This window comes from Janthinobacterium sp. SUN118, assembly GCF_030397695.1.
Taxonomy (GTDB): domain Bacteria; phylum Pseudomonadota; class Gammaproteobacteria; order Burkholderiales; family Burkholderiaceae_D; genus Janthinobacterium.
The window spans coordinates 87,738-104,446 of sequence record NZ_JAPUBV010000002.1 but is presented as its reverse complement, the minus strand read 5'-3'; the positions used below and the strand labels follow the sequence as shown (position 1 = coordinate 104,446).

Sequence of the window (16,709 nt, the reverse complement as noted above, 5' to 3'; positions counted from 1 at the left end):
GCTCCTGAGTCTGTAATGGGCATCACTGTACAGCACGGCGTTCAGGCCGGCTGGCGCTGCTGCGCCAGGCGGCGCGCCAGCAGCATGGCCAGCAGCGCACAGGCGATGCCGAGGGCAAAGCTGCCGCCATAGCCGGCTGCGGCCGCCACGCCCGTCAGGGTGGACGAAGTGAGGATTTCACCGCCGTCGCGCATGCTTTGCACGGCCGTCATGTCCGTGCCCGCCTGGCCGCTCTGGCTGGCAAATTGCATGGCCATGGTCAGCATGGAGACGGATGCGCAGCCGGCGCCAAAGCAGCCCAGCGCCGTCGCCAGCCAGACCAGGCTGGACGGCATGGGCGCCGCCATGGCGGCCAGCCACAGCCACAGGCCGGCAGCGGCGGCCGACGCACCTATGCCCAGCAGGAAGACGCGCCGGGCGCCATGGCGGCCGATCAGCCAGGCGCCGCCGCCACAGCCCAGCAGCACGGTGACCATGCCGCCGGCCATGCCCACCTGGCCGACGGCTTCCAGCGGCCAGCCGGCGTCGACCAGCAGCAGTTTCGACAGGCCATAGCCGGCGACGGCCGTCATCGACGACAGGAAGGCGATGCCCAGCAGCGCGGGCGCGCCGGGGCGGCCGATGAAGCCGCGCAAGCTGGCCCTGCGCGCGGCCGGGACCGCAGCGGGCCGCGCGGCTCCGAGCGCAGTTTCGCGCCACGACACGACGAGCAGCAGGCTGGCCGCGCCGATGGCCGCGAGCGCCAGCAGCGCCGCGCGCTGGCCGAACATGCCCGACAGCATCAACACCCCGGAGCCGCCCGTGAAGAAGCCGACCATCGTGCCGCCCACCTGCAAGGCATTGGCGCGGCCCAGCGCGGCGCCGTCGAAGCGTTCGGCCAGCATGCCGTCGGTGGCGATATCCTGCGTGGCGCTGGCCAGCGAACCGAGCGCGGCCAGGGCGACGATCAGCGGCGCGCTGGCGGCGGACAGGCCCAGCAGCGCGGCGCCCAGCAGGCAGGCGGTGGCCAGCGCCTGCATCGGCAGCAGCCAGCTGCGGCGCCGGCCCAGGCGCGCATTCCAGCGGTTGTCGACCTGCGCCGCCCAGAGAAATTTCAGCACCCAGGGCAAGCCCACGAGCGGCAAAAAGGCCAGGCTGTCGAGCGGCGCGCCGTCGCTGCGCAGCATGGCCGGCAGCGCTTCCATGGCCAGTCCCAGCGGCACGCCCTGCGTGAAGTACAGGGCCGCGACCATCAGCCACAGGTGGGCCCGCTGCAGCGCCGGCCTCATGCTGCACCGCCCACTTTGCGGTGTTCGCTGCCGATGCTGGGCGTGATGAACAGCAGGCGTCCGGGGGCGTGCACCTGCAGCCGGTGCCAGGTGCCGCGCGCCACGATGCACGCTTGCCCCGCCTGCACGGCGATGCGGCGTTCCGCGCCGTCGTCCGCCTGCAGTACCAGTTCGATGCTGCCTTCGAGCAGGCACAGGGTTTCATCGCCGCGCGGGTGGCGTTCCCAATGGTCGCCATGCACGGATTGCGCGTCGCTGACGTGCTTGACGCCGATGATCCAGTCGGCGCGGCTCTTGCCGCGCGCATGGTAGGGCATGGCCTGCGCCAGCGCGTCGGCGTGCAGCGCCAGCAGGTGGCCGTCGAGGGGGAAAAGGGTGCAGTTGTCGTCGTTCATGTGGGACCTCAGTACTGGGCGCGCACGGACAGCATCACGCTGCGCGGCTCGCCATAGCGGTTGTTCCAGGCCGTGCCGGACAGGCTCTGGTAATAGTGTTTGTCGAACAGGTTGTTGACGTTGAGCGCGGCCGTGAAATGGCGGTCGATGCGCCAGCCCAGGCGGGCATTGGCCAGCGCATAGCCGCCCTGGCGCAGGGTCACGCCGCCCGAGGTGACGCTGTAGCGGCTCTGCGCCTGCAAGCCCAGTCCGGCGCTCAGGCGCCGCGCGCCCCACGGCAGGGTGGCGTTGGCCCACGCGCGCACGATGTGGGCGGGCGCGAAGCTGGCAAACGCCTGGCCCTGCGACTGGGCGTCCTTCAGGTAGCGCGTCGTGTTGTAGCTGTAGCCGGCCGACAGGTTCAGGTCGGGCGTCAGCTGGCCGTTCGCTTCCGCTTCCAGGCCGCGGCTCTGCACTTCGCCGCCCGCGATGTAGTAGCAGACGTTGCCCGCGCAGGGGAAGTTCGGGTCTTCCTGGGCCCGCTTGTTCTGGCGGATCTGGTAGACGGCCAGGGACACGTCGAGTCTGCCATTGGCCAGCGTGCCTTTCACGCCCGCTTCCAGGTTGTTGCCCGTCACGGGATCGAGCGTCTTGCCGTCGATGCTGGTCTGGCTTTGCGGCTGGAATACCTGGGTGTAGCTGCCATAGCCCGACCATTGCGGCGAGAGGGCGTAGACCAGGCCGCCGTACGGCGTCAGCTGGGTGTCCGGTTCGACTGTCGCCGTGCGCGTTTCCTGCTTCCAGCGGCTCAGGCGCGCACCCGTGATGGCCGTCAGCGCATCGCTCAGGTGGAAACGCGCCATGGCGTAGGCGCCCCACTGGCTGACCGTGGTCGGGCCGCGCGAGGCATAGGCGCCGGTGGCCGGTTCCGCCAGCGCGTACGGGTTCCAGTGCAACACGTCATACGTGCCTTTGAACGGCGGCAGGAAGCTGGCCGAGAACTGCTCGCTGGATGTGTGCTGGACGTTGGCGCCCAGCAACAACTCATGCTGGCGGCCGCCCAGGCTGAAGGGGCCGCTGGCGTAGGCATCCACGCTGTTCTGGCGGTTGTCGAAGCGGTAGGCGGCGCCCATTACGCTCGAGGACGGGCGCTGGTCGTGGCGCGCGGCGCCATACAAGCCCGCGTATTGCAGGAAGGAGTCGCCGGACAAGTGATTCGCTTGCACCTTGGCTTGCCAGCCATTGGCAAAATGCTGTTCCAGGCTGGCGAAGACGCGCTGGGTATCCCAGTCGAACTGGTCCCATGCCGCATCGAGATAGGTGGAGCGCGGCAAGCCGATATCGCCGCCGTCCGCATAGCGCGGCACGCCCGCCATGTTGGTGATGGAACGGATGCGCTGTTTCTGGGCGCCCACGCTGAGCACGCTGCCGGGCGCCAGGTCCAGTTCGCCTACGGCATACAGGTTGCTGCTGTTCTGTTGCGCCACGTCGTAGAAAAAGTCCCGTTCCTCATGCGTGGCGACGACGCGCGCGCGCAGCGTGGCAGCGGCGTTCAGGGGGCCGCCGAAGTCGGCTTCGCCGCGGCGCCGGTCCCAGCTGCCAGCCGACAGCGCGCCTTGCGCGGCGAAGGTCTTTTGCGGCCGCTTGGCCACCAGGTTGACGGTGGCGGCAGGGTTGCCGCTGCCATGCAGCAAGCCGTTGGCGCCGCGCAGGATTTCCACGCGCTCCAGCATCGCCATGTCTTGCTGGGGACTGGCCATGTTGCCCATCAGTATGGGGACGCCATCCTGCTCGAAGGAATCAATCTTGAAACCGCGCGCATAGTAGGCCGTGGTCAGCAGCTGGAACGGCTGCACGGTGGTGCCCGTCGCTTGCTGCAGCACATCGTCGAGCGTATGCAGGTTTTGCTCCTGCATGCGTTCCTGGCTGATGATGCTGAGCGACTGCGGCGTCTCCTTCAGCGAGGCGCCCGTCTTGCCCATGTTCGCGCCCGCTTCGCGCGTGGCCGTGACGGCGATGACGGGCAGGCTGGCCTCGGGCTCGGGCGCGTCGGCCGCCTGCGCCAGCTGGCTGGTGCCGAGCGCGGCCATGAGGTGCAGGGTATGCCGGGACCAGCGCAGGCCGCGTGGGGGAAGAAAAAACATTGCCATGAAAAACCGCACCTTTCGTATTGAGAATCAATCTCAATATGGTACGGAGTGCCGGTGCCGGCGCGTTAAGGATTGCCGCTGTTTTCCTGGTGATTGCGCGTATTCCGTCAGGCGCAGCGCATGTCGCTGGGGGAAACGCCGTAGCGCTGCCGGAAGACCTTGCTGAAATGGGAGTCCGTATAGCCGCAGGCGTGCGCCGCGTCGGCCACGCTGATGTTGCCGGACGCCAGCATGCGGTAAGCGAGTTCCAGCCGCTGCTCGCGCACGTAGGCGAAGACGCTGGTGCCGAACAGCTGGCGGAAGCCCTGGCTCAGCGTGCTGGCGTTGGTGCCGGCCAGGCGCGCCAGCTCCGGCAGGGTGGGCGGCGCGTGCAGGCGCTGCAGCAGGATGTCGCGCGCCTGCTGCAGGCTGCGCAGCTGTCGCGTGCCGGGCGCCGCCGCGTGCGTGCGCGTGTCCGCCAGGCCGTCCATCACGGCGGCCGTCAGTTCCAGCGCCTTGCCGGATAAATACAGCTGGCGCAGCGGCCCGGCAAGCGGGCACAGCATGATCTGCCTGCCCAGCGCCTGCAGCACCTTGCCGGCGCGCCCGTTCGCCGTCGCCATCGCCTGCCGCGTGGCCGGGGCGATACGCCGCGCCAACGAACCCAGTTCGGCGCCGAAAGTGTCGTGCAGGGCATCCATCGGCATGCGCACGCTCAGGTACTGCAGCGCTTGTCGTGCGGCATAGCGGTGGCTGACGGCGAATGGCGTTTCGCTCAGGCTGATGTGGAAGGCCGGGCCTTCGACATTGACGGCGGCGCCGCTTTGCAATTGATAGTCAAGCTGGCCGCCCAGTACCAGCACCAGCTTCAGGCCTGCCTCGTTGTGCTCGATGCTGTGCGCCGGCTCGGCAAAAGACAGGGTGCCGGCGCGCAGTTCCAGTCTGGGCGTGGCCAGCGGCAGTTGCCAGGAAGCGTCGTTGGGGAGAAGCGGCGGGGAGGGCATGTTGGCGGCGTGGAGGAGAAGCGGGATGATAATTATAAATGAGAATCATTATCAGTTATGGTGGCGACGACTTTATGCCGGGAAAACTCAGTTGCAACTTCGCAAGATGTAGTCTTTTTTACACAAAATACGGCATTGCAAGCCATCCTGCTGTAACGTACTATCATTCTCATCAACTACTGATGGTAGTTGTTCAGCCCGCTGCCAGCGCCGTTCCGGGCGCTGCCGCGGTGTGATTGTCGTTCAGCTTTCAGTCCGTCATGCAAACACGCGCGCCCTCGTCGTGGTTTTCCAAGCCGGTATCGCACTGGGTGGGCCCGCGCCTGTGCGCCATGCTGGTGCTGGCGCTGTGCCTGGGCCTGACGTATGGCGCCTGGCGCAACGCCAGTGACGCCAGCGAGCAGCAGGTGCGGGCCGATTTTGATTTCCGCGTGCGCGAACTGGTGGGCAGTATCGTCAGTCGCATGCAGACCTATATCCAGGTGCTGCATGGCGTGCAGGGCCTGTATGCGAGCTCGCAGGAAGTCACGCGCGGCGAATTTCATGCCTACCTGGCCGTGCAGCAGGTGGACCGTCATTTTCCCGGCATCCACGGCGTCGGCTTCCTGCCGCTGCTGCCCGGCAGCGCGCGCGCGCGGCACGAGGCCAGCGTGCGCGCCGAGGGCTATGCCGGCTACGCCGTGCGTCCGCCGGGCCAGCGCGCCTGGCATGCGCCGATCACGTATCTGGAACCTTTGAGCGACAGCAACCTGCTGGCGTTCGGCTATGACATCCTGTCCGAACCGGTGCGCCGCGCGGCGCTGGAACAGGCGCGCGACACGGGCCAGGCCGCCATGACGGGCAAGATCCGCCTGGTGCAGGATGGCGGCAATAGCGGGGTGTATGGCTTCCTGATCGTGCTGCCCGTGTATGAGAATGGCTTGCCGCATGGCACGCAGGAACAGCGGCGCGCCGCGCTGCGGGCCTGGGTCTTTGCGCCGTTTCGCATGGGCGACCTGATGGCGGGCGTGGGCGGCGAGGCGTCGCGCCAGCTGGACCTGGAAATCTACGACGGCGCGCAGCTGGACGAGGCGGCCCTCATGTACGACAGCCTGCCGGGCGCGCTGTCGGCGGAGGCGTCGACGGCGCTGGCGTCGCGGCAGGCCCTCACGATCGCCGGCCACGCGTGGACCTTGCGCGTGCGCGCCATGCCCGGTTTCGATGGCGAGCTGCTGGAGCGGCCGCTGGCGGTGGCCTGGACGGGCGTGCTGGTCAGCGTGGCGCTGGCCATGGCGGCCTGGCTGCTGGCGGCCAGCCGGGCCCGCGCGCAGGCGGCGCTGGCGCGCTCGAGCGAGCTGGCCGGCCAGCTCGAGCAGGGGCAGGCCAGCGTGCTGGCGATGGCCAGCGCGGCCCAGCGCAGCCAGGCCATGCTGCGCAGCATCCTCGATTCCACCATCGACGGCATCCTCGTCGACAGCCTCGATGGCCGCATCTTCACGTCGAACCGGCGCTTCCGCGACTTGTGGCAGGTGCCCGATGCGCTCGACTGGCAAGCCGATGGCGAGGCCTTGGTGCGCCATGTCGCCAGCCAGCTCGAGCAGGCTGCACCGTTCCTCGGCGCGCGTGGCCATGCGCCGCACGGCCACCGCGAGCGGCGCGACGTGCTGCACCTGCGCGATGGGCGGGTGATCGAGCAATATGTGCGCAGCATGCAGTTGGGTAACGAGCAGGCGCGGCTGTGGACCTTCCGCGATATCAGCGAGCGCAGCCAGATGGAGCGGCGCGAGCACACGCGGCGCCAGGTGCTGGAAATGCTGGCCACGGGCGCGCCGCTCGAGCGAGTGCTGGAAAGCGTGGTGCTCAGCGTGCAAGCCGACCATCCGGCCATGCTGTGCAGCATCCTGCTGCTCGATGAGAGCCGCCACCGCCTGGTGCTGGGCGCGGCGCCGGGCTTGCCCGCGTTTTTCAACCTGGCCAGCCATGGCCACGACCTCGACACCCTGCAGGGCGTGCACGGCATCGCCGCGCAAGCGCTGCGCGCCGGCCAGCGCGTGATCGTCGCCGACCTGCATGCCGAGGCCGATGAGCTGGGGACGATGGACCTGGCGTGGCGGGCCCAGCTGCACTCGTGCTGGGCCGAACCCGTGCGTGGCGGCTCGGGCAAGCTGCTGGGCGTATTGATGGCGTATCACCGCCAGCCCGCGCTGCCCGGCGCGGCCCATCTGGCGCGCCTGGGCGAGGCGGCGCACCTGGCCGGCATGGCCATCGAGCAGGCGCAGGTGGCGCTGGCGCTGCGGGCCGGCGAGGCGCGTTTCCGCAGCCTGTACGACCATGCGCCCGTGGCCCTGTGGGAACAGGACTGGTCGGCCGTGCGCGCCGCGCTCGATGCGCTGACGGCGTCGGGCGTGAGCGACCTGGGCGCTTACTTCCAGGCCGATCCGGCCGCCTTGCCGCGGCTGGCGGGGCTGGTGCGCATCATCGACGCGAATGGCGCCGCGCTGGCGCAGGTGCGCGCCAACGAGGAGGACCAGCGCCGTGGCGCCCTGGGCCTGGCGCAAAATTTCGACGACAGCGCCTTGCCGCGCTTTGGCGACGCGTTGCTGGCGCTGGCTGGTGGCGCCCACCTGTACGAGTGCGAAAGCAGCTTCGTGCGTCTCGATGGCGCGGTCCGGCAGAATGAACTGAGCCTGCTGGTGATGCCGGGGCATGCGGACAGCCTGGACTTCGTCATGGTGTCATCGCTCGACATCACCGAGCGCAAGCGCATGAATGCGGAATTGCTGCAACTGGCGACCACCGACTTCCTCACCAACTTGCCGAACCGGCGCCAGTTCATGGCAGCGCTGGAAAATGAGCATGCCCGCTTGCAACGTGAACTGGCCAGTTGCGCCAGCGTGCTGATGCTCGATATCGATCACTTCAAGCGTGTCAACGATGACCATGGCCATGCCGTCGGCGATGCCGTGCTGCGCCATCTGGGCGCGCTGATGTGCCAGGTTCTGCGCAAGGTCGACGTGCCGGGCCGCGTGGGCGGCGAGGAATTCGCCATCTTGCTGCCGGGGACGGATTTGCCGGCGGCGGCCATATTCGCCGAGCGCTTGCGCCGGCGCGTCGCGGACAGCGCGCTGACCACCGACGGCGGCATCGTGATCACCGTCACGGTCAGCATCGGCATGGCGGCCATGGCCGGCACCGATGCCGATTGCGACGCCGTGCTGGCGCGCGCCGACGAGGCGCTGTACCGTGCCAAGCGGGGCGGGCGCAACCGCATCGAGCAGAACGATGGCGGCAGCGACGGCGTGCTCAGCAAGTTCATGGCGCAGTGATTACAGGCTGTGCTGGCGGGCTTGCGCCTGCTTGCGGTTGCGGCTGACCAGCAGCCAGACGATGGCGACGGGGATCAGCAGCGGCAGCAGCACGGGTGTGCTGAGCAGCAGCGCCAGCAGCACGCAAAAGGCGACGACGGCCACCAGCACCATGCCCACGCCCGCCAGGACCACGCCCGTGACGACGGCGGCGAACACCAGCGCGATGGCGGCGATCAGCAAGCCGCCACCGGCGAAGACCAGCGCGCACAGGGCGCCCAGCGGGCCGTCGACTTCGTCGCCGTCGATGTGCATGATCATATCGTGGGAACCTATCTTGTCGAGCAACATGTAGGCGAGGACGAAGATCAGGGAAAACGCGAGAATTTTTTTCATGACAGCCTCTGTGTGATGGGAATCGGTTGCAGCATGGTCACACTGTAGTGGCGCGCCGGGAGGGCCGCCAGCGGCGTGCGACAGGCGGTCATTTTCACGGTATGGAAGGTCGCGGCGGGCAGGAAACGCTGATCGGGAACAAGATTTCTTTTCTTGTAATACGCGCAAGCCGTCCTATACTGAATACCTCAGTCTCGCAAGGAGGGCAACATGCTTTTGTTTGCAGATACCGGGGATCAATCGCTATCCCCCCTGGACCATCGCAGCACGCGCCAGCGCAGCGCCACGCAGTCTTGTGCCGAGCCCGTCGGCGCGCCATCGGCGATTCCGCCGATCATCATCACGCCCTTCAACTACCATGCGCCGCTGCCGGCCATCGACCCGCGCTGGATACCGCCGGGCCCGCCGCTGACGTGGCCGAACCGGCCCGCCATGTCCATGTGTTGAGGCTGCTCCAGAGCGTTGCCGTCCAGGCGATGGCCGGTCGTGAAAAAAGCCCGCGTCGCGGGCTTTGGCTTGCGCATGGCCGTGTTATGACGCTTTGCGGCGCAGCATGAAACCCAGCAGGCCCAGGCCGGCCAGCAGCATGGCATACGTGCCCGGTTCCGGTACGGCGGCGATGTAGGCGTGGTTGTCGCTTTCAAACGCGTTCGTGTTCGGCGAGTGGAAGGCGATCGAGGTGAATTTCGCTCCTTCGCCGGCCCAGGCGTTGATGTACAGGCCGACGGACTGGTCGCCATTCGGGCTGACGCCGCCCAGTGCCGCCATTTGCGAACCGGTCAGGACGACCGTGCTGCTGTCGCCCATGGTGAAGACGATGCTGTTATACGTGTCGGGCGATCCCATGTAGAAACCAAAATAGCTGAGGCCGCCACTGAAGGTGGCCATCCCCGGCGTGATCTGGCCATCGGAAACGCCGACGGAATAGAAGGCCGTCAAATCGTTGGGCGGTTGCGCGGCATAGCTGGGGTGGTTGCTGGTAAACACGGCACCCGTGTAGTTGCTTGGCAATAAGCCATCGTTGAAGTTGATCGTCGTGGCGCCGGCGACGGAGGTGACGAGGCCTTCTCCTGCCAGGGCCGTGCCGCCGGCAGTGAAGGTGGGGACGGCGCTTGCGGTACCTGCGGCGACCGTCAGCGTGGCCAGGGCCAGCGTAGTCAAGATTTTCATGTTGAGTCCCTCTAGTATGTTTGTATATATATTGTGTACAGCGGTCATGACCGAAAGGAGTGCCTGGCGTGGCGATGCGTGCGGCGTACAGGGGCGAGGGGCGTCGCATGGGGGAAATTTCTTGTGGCCAAGCATTACTAAATGCAATATTTGAAATATAAAAAACACAATTCAGATTGCAAATGAATAATAGGTTTACTTGAGCAATATCAAAGCCCGATCACTAGAATAAGTCTACTAATTTGTCTCCTTGCCTTATTGCCGGGATCGACTATGGCGGGCGGCTGCTTACGGCAAGGCAAGACGGCACGGGCGGCCGATTTCGACTATCATGCTAGCCCCGACCTTCCACCACGAGCACCCCCATGAGTACCGATTTCTCCGCCTTTTCCGACGAACCGTCCGCGCAGGACAGTGACGCCCCGATCCAGGAACCGCGCCTGTGGGTGGGCAATGGCTGGACGGCGCGCGTGATCAAGAATGAGGAAGATGAAGGCTGGGCCGTGGCCATGATCAAGGATGGCGAACCGGAACCGGCCCTGGTGGGGCCGTGGACCATGGGCCGCGACAAGAAAAACCCGAAGCCGCTCGACGTCAACGCCTTCAACACGCTGGTCAAGACGGCCTCGGAAGTGCTGCGCCGCCATGAACAGCAGCTGCATGCGCAACTGCACAAGAACCTGTTTGTCGCCACCGACGAGGGCCAGGTGAAGGTGATGTTCGACATCGTGCCCGATGAAGACCACCCGTACGCCGAGCTGAGCGCCTACGACGCCGACGGCGAACAGATCGCCAAGGTGCGCACCTCGGCCGCCTTCAAGTTCAATGCCACTGCGGCGGCGAACTGGATCGAAGGCGGCTACCGCCGGCCGGGTTAAGCCGCTTGCGGTAGCGCGCCTCTCGCCCTATTTACTCAGCTGTACCGCCGCGCCTTCGGGCGCGGTGCGCATTTCCACCTCCTCTTGCCGGCGGTACGCCAGCCGGTACAAGAGCGGCAGCACCAGCAGGGTCAGCGCCGTCGACGACAGGATGCCGCCGATCACCACGGTGGCCAGCGGGCGCTGCACTTCGGCGCCCGTGCCCGTGGCAATGGCCATCGGCACGAAGCCCAGCGACGCCACCAGGGCCGTCATCAGGACGGGCCGCAGGCGCGTGATGGCCCCCTCGCGGATGGCGTCCTGCAGGGACATGCCCTGTTCGCGCAGCTGGCGGATATAGGCGATCATCACCAGGCCGTTCAGCACGGCCACGCCGGACAGGGCGATGAAGCCCACGGCCGCCGAGATCGACATGGGGATGTCGCGCAGCCACAGGGCGATGATGCCGCCCGTCAAGGCGAACGGGATGCCGCTAAAGACCAGCAAGCCATCCTTGACGTTGCCGAACATGGCAAACAGCAAGACGAAGACGAGGGCCAGCGCCACCGGCACCACCAGTTCCAGGCGTTTGGTGGCCGATTGCAGCTGCTCGAACTGGCCGCCCCAGCTGGTCCAGTAGCCGGGAGGAATGCTGACCTGCGCCTGCAGCTGTTGCGTCGCATCGGCCACGAACGAGCCGATATCGCGCCCGCGCACATTCGCACTGATGACGATGCGGCGCTTGCCGTCTTCGCGGCTGATCTGGTTCGGCCCCGGCGCCACCTGCAGGCTGGCCACTTCGCCGAGCGGGATGAAGCGGGCACGGCCTTCCGCCGCCGCGCCCAGGGGCAGGGCGATGGGCAGGCGCTTCAATTGCTCGAGGTCGCTGCGCAGGCTGTCGGGCAGGCGCACGACGATGTCGAAGCGGCGGTCGCCCTGGAACAGGGTGCCTGCTTCCTGGCCGCCGATGGCCGTGGCGATGGCCGCTTGCACGTCGGCAATGTTGAGGCCATAGCGGGCCGTCTGCTCGCGGTCGATCTGCACCGTCAGCATGGGCAGCCCCGTCGTCTGCTCGACCTTCACTTCCGTGGCGCCCGGGATCTTGCCCAGCACGCCGGCAATCTTCGCCGCCGTGCCGTCGAGCACGGCCATGTCGTCGCCGAACAGTTTCACGGCCACGTCGCTGCGCACGCCGGAAATCAGCTCATTGAAGCGCAGCTGGATCGGTTGCGAAAACTCGTAGTTGTTGCCCGGCAAGCTGCTGGCCGTCGCCTCGATTTCCGCCAGCAATTGCTCGCGCGACTTCTTCGGCTGCGGCCACTGATCGCGCGGCTTGAGCATGATGTAGCCGTCGGAAATATTCGGCGGCATGGGGTCGGAGGCGATCTCGGCCGTTCCCGTGCGGGCGAACACGCGCGCGATTTCCTTGTGGCTGTCCATCAGCTTGCGTTCCAGCTGCTGCTGCATGGCCAGCGATTGCGTCAGGCTGGTGCCGGGGATGCGCAGGGCCTGGATGGCGATGTCGCCCTCGTTCAGGCTGGGAACGAATTCGCTGCCCATGCGCGTGGCGAGCAAGCCCGACAGCACGACGGCCACCGCCGCGCCTGTCAAGACGACGGGCGTGTTGCGCATCACCTTGTCGAGCAGCGGCGCATACCAGCGCTTGGCCGCGCGCATGATGGCGTTTTCCTTTTCCGCCACCTTGTCGCCGATAAACAGCGCCACGGCGGCGGGGATGAAGGTAATCGACAGCAGCATGGCACCGAGCAGGGCGATGACGACCGTCAGGGCCATCGGCGTGAACATCCGTCCTTCCACGCCGGTGAGCGCGAAGATGGGCAGGTACACGACCATGATGATCAGCTGACCATACAGCAGGGGGCGGCGCGCCTCTTGCGATGCGGCAAATACTTCGTGAAAACGTTCCTGCAGGGTCAGTGGCCGCCCCAGTTTCTGCTGTGCATGGGCCAGGCGGCGCACGCAGTTTTCCACGATCACCACGGCGCCATCGATGATGATGCCGAAGTCCAGTGCCCCCAGACTCATCAGGTTGGCGCTGACGTGGTATTGCACCATGCCCGTAAACGTGAACAGCATGGCCAGCGGAATCACCATGGCCGTGATGACGGCCGCGCGGATATTGCCGAGGAAGAGGAACAGGATGGCGATCACCAGCACGGCGCCTTCCAGCAGGTTTTTCTTCACCGTGTTGATGGCCTTGTCGACCAGCACCGTGCGGTCATACACGGTGACGGCGTGCACGCCTTTCGGCAGGCTGCGGTTGATCTCCACCATCTTCCTGTCGACGGCTTGCGAGACGGCGCGGCTGTTTTGCCCGATCAGCATGAAGACCGTGCCCAGCACCACTTCGCGGCCGTTTTCCGTCGCCGCGCCCGTGCGCAGCTCGCGCCCGATCAGGACGTCGGCCACGTCGCGGATGCGGATGGCCACGCCCTGCACGTTGGCGACGATGATGTTGGCGATGTCGTCCTTCGACGCCACCTGGCCCGGCGCGCGTATCAGCAGCTGTTCGCCCTGCCGTTCGATGTAGCCGGCGCCCACGTTGCCATTGTTGCGTTCGAGCGCCGTCACCACGTCTTGCAGGCTGATGCCGTAGGCGGCCAGTTTTTCCGGGTAGGGTGCCACCTGGTACTGCTTGGCGTAGCCGCCGATGGCATTGATTTCCGTCACGCCCGTGACATTGCGCAACTGCGGCTTGATGATCCAGTCCTGGATTTCGCGCAAGTCCGTCGGCGTGTACGGCGTGCCGTCCGGCTTTTTCGCGCCGTCTTGCGTTTCCACCGTCCACAGGTAGATTTCGCCGAGGCCCGTGGAGACGGGCCCCATCTTCGGCGTGATGCCGGCCGGCAGGCTTTCCTTGGCTTCCTGCAGGCGCTCGTTGATCATCTGGCGGGCAAAATAAATGTCCGTGCCATCCTTGAAGATCACCGTCACCTGCGACAGGCCATAGCGCGACAGCGAGCGCGTCTGCTCCAGGTTCGGCAAGCCGGCCATGGCCGTCTCGATGGGGAAGGTGACCCTCTGCTCGGTTTCCAGCGGCGAGTAGCCGGCGGACTGGGTATTGATTTGCACCTGCACATTGGTGATATCGGGCACGGCGTCGATGGGCAGCTTCTGGTAGCTGTAGATGCCCAGGCCAGCCATGGCGGCCACGGCCAGCATCACCAGCCAGCGCTGCGCGATGGCAAAGCGGATCAAGCGTTCAAACATGATGGTTTCCTTTGTCCACGTGATCAGTGTTCATGCCCGGCGGAGTCCTTGCCCAGCTCGGATTTCAGGACGAAGCTGCCTTGCGCCGCGTACGGCGTGCCGGCGGCCAGTCCCTGCTTGATCTGCGTCAAGGTGCCATCGCTGCGGCCCAGGATCACGGGCGTGGCCTGGTAGCCATCCTTGAGCTGGACGAAGACGACGGGCTTGTCTTCCACCGTCTGGATCGCCTGCGTCAGCACGGTGACGGGCGCGTCGGCTTCGCCGGCCACCACTTCCACGCTGACGAACAGGCCGGGGCGCCAGGCCATGGCGGGGTTTGCCAGGCTGATGCGCGCCTTGGCCGTGCGCGTCTGTTCGCCCAGCAGCGCACCCACGTAGGTGATCGTGCCTTGCGCGCTGGCATCGAAGGCGCTGGCCTTGACTTCGGCCTTGCCTCCCATGCGCACGGTGGCCAGGTCTTTCGCCGGCACGGCGATTTCCGCCCACACGGTCGACAGGTCGGAGATGACGAAGATGTTGGCGTCTTCCTTGACGGCTTCGCCCAAGGTGATATGTTTCTCCAGTACCATGCCATCGAATGGCGCGCGGATGTCGTAGCGGTTCAGCGGCCCTTTGCTGGCGCCGCTGGCGCCCAGCGCGCTGAGTTTTTGCTGCGCGTTCTGCACGGCGATTTCCGCTTCGCGCCACGTTTGCTGGGCTTGCAGGTAATCCTGTTCCGCCGAAATTTTCTCGCGCCACAGTTTTTCTTCGCGCTCATACGTGGAGCGGGCCAGCGACAGGCGCCGCTGCGCCGACAGCAATTCGCTGCGCTGTTCCGACAGTTCCGTGCTGGCGATGACGGCCAGTATCTGGCCCTTCTTCACCAGCTGGCCCAGGTCCGCCTGCACGGCTTCCACCACGCCGGCCAGGCGCGGCACGACGTGCGCGGTGCGGTCTTCGTTGAAGCGGATTTCGCCGGGCAGGGCCACCGTGGTCTGGATGCGGCCCGGCGCGGCCGTGGCGATGACGACGCCGGCCGCCTTGCCTTGCGCGGCAGTCAGCTCCAGCTTGCCTTCGACTTCCGCGTGGCCGTGTTCGTCTTTCTTTTCACCGTGTTCTTCCACTTTGGCGGCGGGGGCGGGAGCGCTGCCGGAGCCGCCCGTGCCGAGGATCAGAACAGCCAGCACGATGCCGGCAGCCACGATGGCGCCGATGGCGACGCCTTGTTTCTTGTCGAGTTTGATTTTCATGGATTATTCCTTACAGGGATGCGGGCGCGCCCAGCAGGCGCTCGATGTCGGCGGCGGCATGCTGTGCTTCGGTCAGCGCGCGCAGGTACTGGTTTTTGGCTTGCAGCAGGGTGCGCTGGGCGTCGAGCACATCGAGGAAGGCGAACTTGCCGAATTCGAAGCCCTTGCTGGCCGCGTCGTAGGCGCTTTGCGCGCCCGGCAAGATGTCGCTGCGCAAGCTTTCCACGTCGAGCCTGGCCGTGGCCAGGCGCTCGCTGGCGGCGGCCACGGCCGTTTGCACGGCGATCTGGGCGGCGGCCAGCTCGTCGCTGGCCTTGTCGCTGCGGCGCAGTGCTTCGAGCTTGTTGCCCGCGTTGCGGTCGAACAGGGGCAGCGGCAGCGACAGGCCGAGGATGGCCTGGTTGCGGCCCAGCTCTTCCGAGCGCTTCATGCCGACGCTGACCGTGACGTCGGGCGTGGCGCGCCGCTGTTCCACGTCCAGCATGGCTTGCCGCTGCGCCAGCGCGCTGCGCGCCTGGCGCACGGCGGGCGCTTGCGGCAGGCGCGCCGCCAGCTCGCTGGCCGCAGGGAGGTCCGGCAAGGTTTCCAGGCGCCCCAGCGCCACGGTGAAGCGGGGCGTGGCGTTGCCCCACAGGGCGGCCAGGCGCTGGCGCGCGCTGGCCAGGGCGCTGCGCGCCAGGTTCAGTTCCAGCTTGACGCTCGCTTCGGCCACGCGGGCGCGGGTTTCCTCGACGGGCGAAGCCTTGCCGGCCGTGACGCGGCGCGCCGTGATGTCGCTGGCGCGGGCGGCCAGCGCCTGCGCGCTGTCGGCCAGGCGCAAGCCTTCCTGCGCCGCCAGCACGTCGATAAACGCGGTCGTGACGGCGGCGCGCGTGTCGGCTTGCTGCAGCGACAGGCCCGCCTGGGCCAGGTCTTCGCCGCGCTGGGCGACGGCCATGCGCGCGCCCCGCTTGCCGCCCAGTTCGATCAACTGGTTCAGCTGCACGGTGGTGCTGCGCGTGGCGCGCCGCGTGTCTTCCAGCACGGTTTGCAGTTCCGGATTGGGCAGGGCGCGCGACTGCTGCAGGGCGCCGCCCTGTGCCGCCACTTCATGGCGGGCGGCCGACAGGGTGGCGTTGCCGCCGTCGGCCAGGGCCAGCGCGGCGGGCAGGGTCAGCGGGCCGGCCGGTTCCGGCGGTGTTTGCGCGTGGGCAAAGTTGCCGGCCAGCAGGCCGACAGAGAGCAATAACAGAGAGAGGGAGCGGTACATCGAATTCTCCAGAACATGGAAATGAATTCGACGGGACGCGCCGGTTGGCGCCCGGAACGATCAGGGGCGCGTGGCGGCAGGTAACAAGAGGGGACGTCCCGTCGGCCTAGGCGGCCGACGACCAGTCGGGACGCTTGGGAACGTCCGGGATGTGGGAGGCGTAAAAGAAGGGCGACGTGTCCGCATTCACGGACGCCGTGTCGCCAACGGGCAGGCTGGAGCCGGCTGGCAGCCAGGCATGGCCGATGCCATGGCAGACGTTGCAGTCGCTGTGCGGCTGGCCTTTGGATTGCTTGTCAGCTACTTTTTTGTCGCCGGCTGGCTGCTTGTCCGCATCGGCCTTGGCCTCCGCCTTGTGCTGGTGGTTGTGGTGGCCCAGGTGCTGCGCCGCCTTGCCTTCCTCGTGCAGGCAATACGCGCTCGCCGCGGCCCAGGACATCTGGAGCGGAAGCACGAACAGCAGCAAAATGAGGAAGAATTTACGCATGGTGACGGCTATTGTACAGAAAGGCGGGCGG

General features: G+C 66.8%; 13 protein-coding genes. 3 read left to right on the top strand and 10 right to left on the bottom strand.

All coding sequences use genetic code 11. The annotated features are described in order from the left end of the window. Positions 1 to 41 precede the first annotated feature (41 nt). The 4 genes from O0880_RS16090 to O0880_RS16075 form a co-directional block, all read right to left on the bottom strand. Positions 42 to 1,268, bottom strand: a complete 1,227-nt coding sequence (locus tag O0880_RS16090) for a RhtX/FptX family siderophore transporter (RefSeq protein ID WP_289887432.1) — start codon at positions 1,266 to 1,268, stop codon at positions 42 to 44. After that, the gene (locus tag O0880_RS16085) at positions 1,265 to 1,663 is read right to left on the bottom strand and encodes a cupin domain-containing protein (RefSeq protein ID WP_289887431.1); all 399 of its coding nucleotides are present in this window, start codon (positions 1,661 to 1,663) and stop codon (positions 1,265 to 1,267) included. The genes O0880_RS16090 and O0880_RS16085 overlap by 4 nt, the downstream gene beginning before the upstream one ends. A gap of 8 nt (positions 1,664 to 1,671) precedes the next feature. Further along, a complete protein-coding gene (locus tag O0880_RS16080; protein WP_289887430.1) occupies positions 1,672 to 3,792 on the bottom strand; it encodes a TonB-dependent siderophore receptor in 2,121 nt (706 codons plus the stop codon). A 107-nt stretch (positions 3,793 to 3,899) separates the two neighbouring features. Beyond that, on the bottom strand, positions 3,900 to 4,775 hold the full coding sequence (locus tag O0880_RS16075; RefSeq protein ID WP_289887429.1) for an AraC family transcriptional regulator: 876 nt from the start codon (positions 4,773 to 4,775) through the stop codon (positions 3,900 to 3,902). Between the two features lie 260 nt (positions 4,776 to 5,035). Between O0880_RS16075 and O0880_RS16070 the strand changes: the two genes are divergently transcribed. After that, positions 5,036 to 8,080, top strand: a complete 3,045-nt coding sequence (locus O0880_RS16070; protein WP_289887428.1) for a CHASE domain-containing protein — start codon at positions 5,036 to 5,038, stop codon at positions 8,078 to 8,080. Here the strand turns inward: O0880_RS16070 and O0880_RS16065 are convergent, their stop codons facing one another. Then, complete coding sequence (locus O0880_RS16065) at positions 8,081 to 8,455, bottom strand: hypothetical protein (RefSeq protein ID WP_071325533.1); 375 nt, start codon at positions 8,453 to 8,455, stop codon at positions 8,081 to 8,083. A gap of 210 nt (positions 8,456 to 8,665) precedes the next feature. Between O0880_RS16065 and O0880_RS16060 the strand changes: the two genes are divergently transcribed. Then, entirely contained in the window at positions 8,666 to 8,902 is a 237-nt protein-coding gene (locus O0880_RS16060; protein WP_071325532.1) for a hypothetical protein, read from the top strand. A gap of 84 nt (positions 8,903 to 8,986) precedes the next feature. Here the strand turns inward: O0880_RS16060 and O0880_RS16055 are convergent, their stop codons facing one another. Next, complete coding sequence (locus tag O0880_RS16055; protein ID WP_289887427.1) at positions 8,987 to 9,625, bottom strand: PEP-CTERM sorting domain-containing protein; 639 nt, start codon at positions 9,623 to 9,625, stop codon at positions 8,987 to 8,989. Between the two features lie 365 nt (positions 9,626 to 9,990). Between O0880_RS16055 and O0880_RS16050 the strand changes: the two genes are divergently transcribed. Continuing rightward, the gene (locus O0880_RS16050) at positions 9,991 to 10,503 is read left to right on the top strand and encodes a hypothetical protein (protein WP_071325530.1); all 513 of its coding nucleotides are present in this window, start codon (positions 9,991 to 9,993) and stop codon (positions 10,501 to 10,503) included. Positions 10,504 to 10,530: 27 nt separating this feature from the next. Here the strand turns inward: O0880_RS16050 and O0880_RS16045 are convergent, their stop codons facing one another. The 4 genes from O0880_RS16045 to czcI form a co-directional block, all read right to left on the bottom strand. Then, positions 10,531 to 13,713, bottom strand: a complete 3,183-nt coding sequence (locus tag O0880_RS16045) for a CusA/CzcA family heavy metal efflux RND transporter (RefSeq protein WP_289887426.1) — start codon at positions 13,711 to 13,713, stop codon at positions 10,531 to 10,533. A gap of 23 nt (positions 13,714 to 13,736) precedes the next feature. Next, positions 13,737 to 14,942, bottom strand: coding sequence for an efflux RND transporter periplasmic adaptor subunit (locus O0880_RS16040; RefSeq protein ID WP_071325528.1), 1,206 nt, complete (start codon positions 14,940 to 14,942; stop codon positions 13,737 to 13,739). 10 nt (positions 14,943 to 14,952) lie between these two features. Then, positions 14,953 to 16,191 (bottom strand): TolC family protein, encoded by a 1,239-nt coding sequence (locus O0880_RS16035; RefSeq protein ID WP_289887425.1) that lies wholly within the window; start codon positions 16,189 to 16,191, stop codon positions 14,953 to 14,955. 106 nt (positions 16,192 to 16,297) lie between these two features. After that, complete coding sequence (czcI, locus tag O0880_RS16030; RefSeq protein WP_289887424.1) at positions 16,298 to 16,678, bottom strand: cation efflux protein, CzcI family; 381 nt, start codon at positions 16,676 to 16,678, stop codon at positions 16,298 to 16,300. Positions 16,679 to 16,709 lie beyond the last annotated feature (31 nt).

What these genes read in the sequence shown, in the direction of transcription:
- O0880_RS16090 (WP_289887432.1), bottom strand. Translation starts at nt 1,268, where the DNA reads ATGAGGCCGGCGCTGCAGCGGGCCCACCTGTGGCTGATGGTCGCGGCC.
- O0880_RS16085 (WP_289887431.1), bottom strand. Translation starts at nt 1,663, where the DNA reads ATGAACGACGACAACTGCACCCTTTTCCCCCTCGACGGCCACCTGCTG.
- O0880_RS16080 (WP_289887430.1), bottom strand. Translation starts at nt 3,792, where the DNA reads ATGGCAATGTTTTTTCTTCCCCCACGCGGCCTGCGCTGGTCCCGGCAT.
- O0880_RS16075 (WP_289887429.1), bottom strand. Translation starts at nt 4,775, where the DNA reads ATGCCCTCCCCGCCGCTTCTCCCCAACGACGCTTCCTGGCAACTGCCG.
- O0880_RS16070 (WP_289887428.1), top strand. Translation starts at nt 5,036, where the DNA reads ATGCAAACACGCGCGCCCTCGTCGTGGTTTTCCAAGCCGGTATCGCAC.
- O0880_RS16065 (WP_071325533.1), bottom strand. Translation starts at nt 8,455, where the DNA reads ATGAAAAAAATTCTCGCGTTTTCCCTGATCTTCGTCCTCGCCTACATG.
- O0880_RS16060 (WP_071325532.1), top strand. Translation starts at nt 8,666, where the DNA reads ATGCTTTTGTTTGCAGATACCGGGGATCAATCGCTATCCCCCCTGGAC.
- O0880_RS16055 (WP_289887427.1), bottom strand. Translation starts at nt 9,625, where the DNA reads ATGAAAATCTTGACTACGCTGGCCCTGGCCACGCTGACGGTCGCCGCA.
- O0880_RS16050 (WP_071325530.1), top strand. Translation starts at nt 9,991, where the DNA reads ATGAGTACCGATTTCTCCGCCTTTTCCGACGAACCGTCCGCGCAGGAC.
- O0880_RS16045 (WP_289887426.1), bottom strand. Translation starts at nt 13,713, where the DNA reads ATGTTTGAACGCTTGATCCGCTTTGCCATCGCGCAGCGCTGGCTGGTG.
- O0880_RS16040 (WP_071325528.1), bottom strand. Translation starts at nt 14,942, where the DNA reads ATGAAAATCAAACTCGACAAGAAACAAGGCGTCGCCATCGGCGCCATC.
- O0880_RS16035 (WP_289887425.1), bottom strand. Translation starts at nt 16,191, where the DNA reads ATGTACCGCTCCCTCTCTCTGTTATTGCTCTCTGTCGGCCTGCTGGCC.
- czcI (WP_289887424.1), bottom strand. Translation starts at nt 16,678, where the DNA reads ATGCGTAAATTCTTCCTCATTTTGCTGCTGTTCGTGCTTCCGCTCCAG.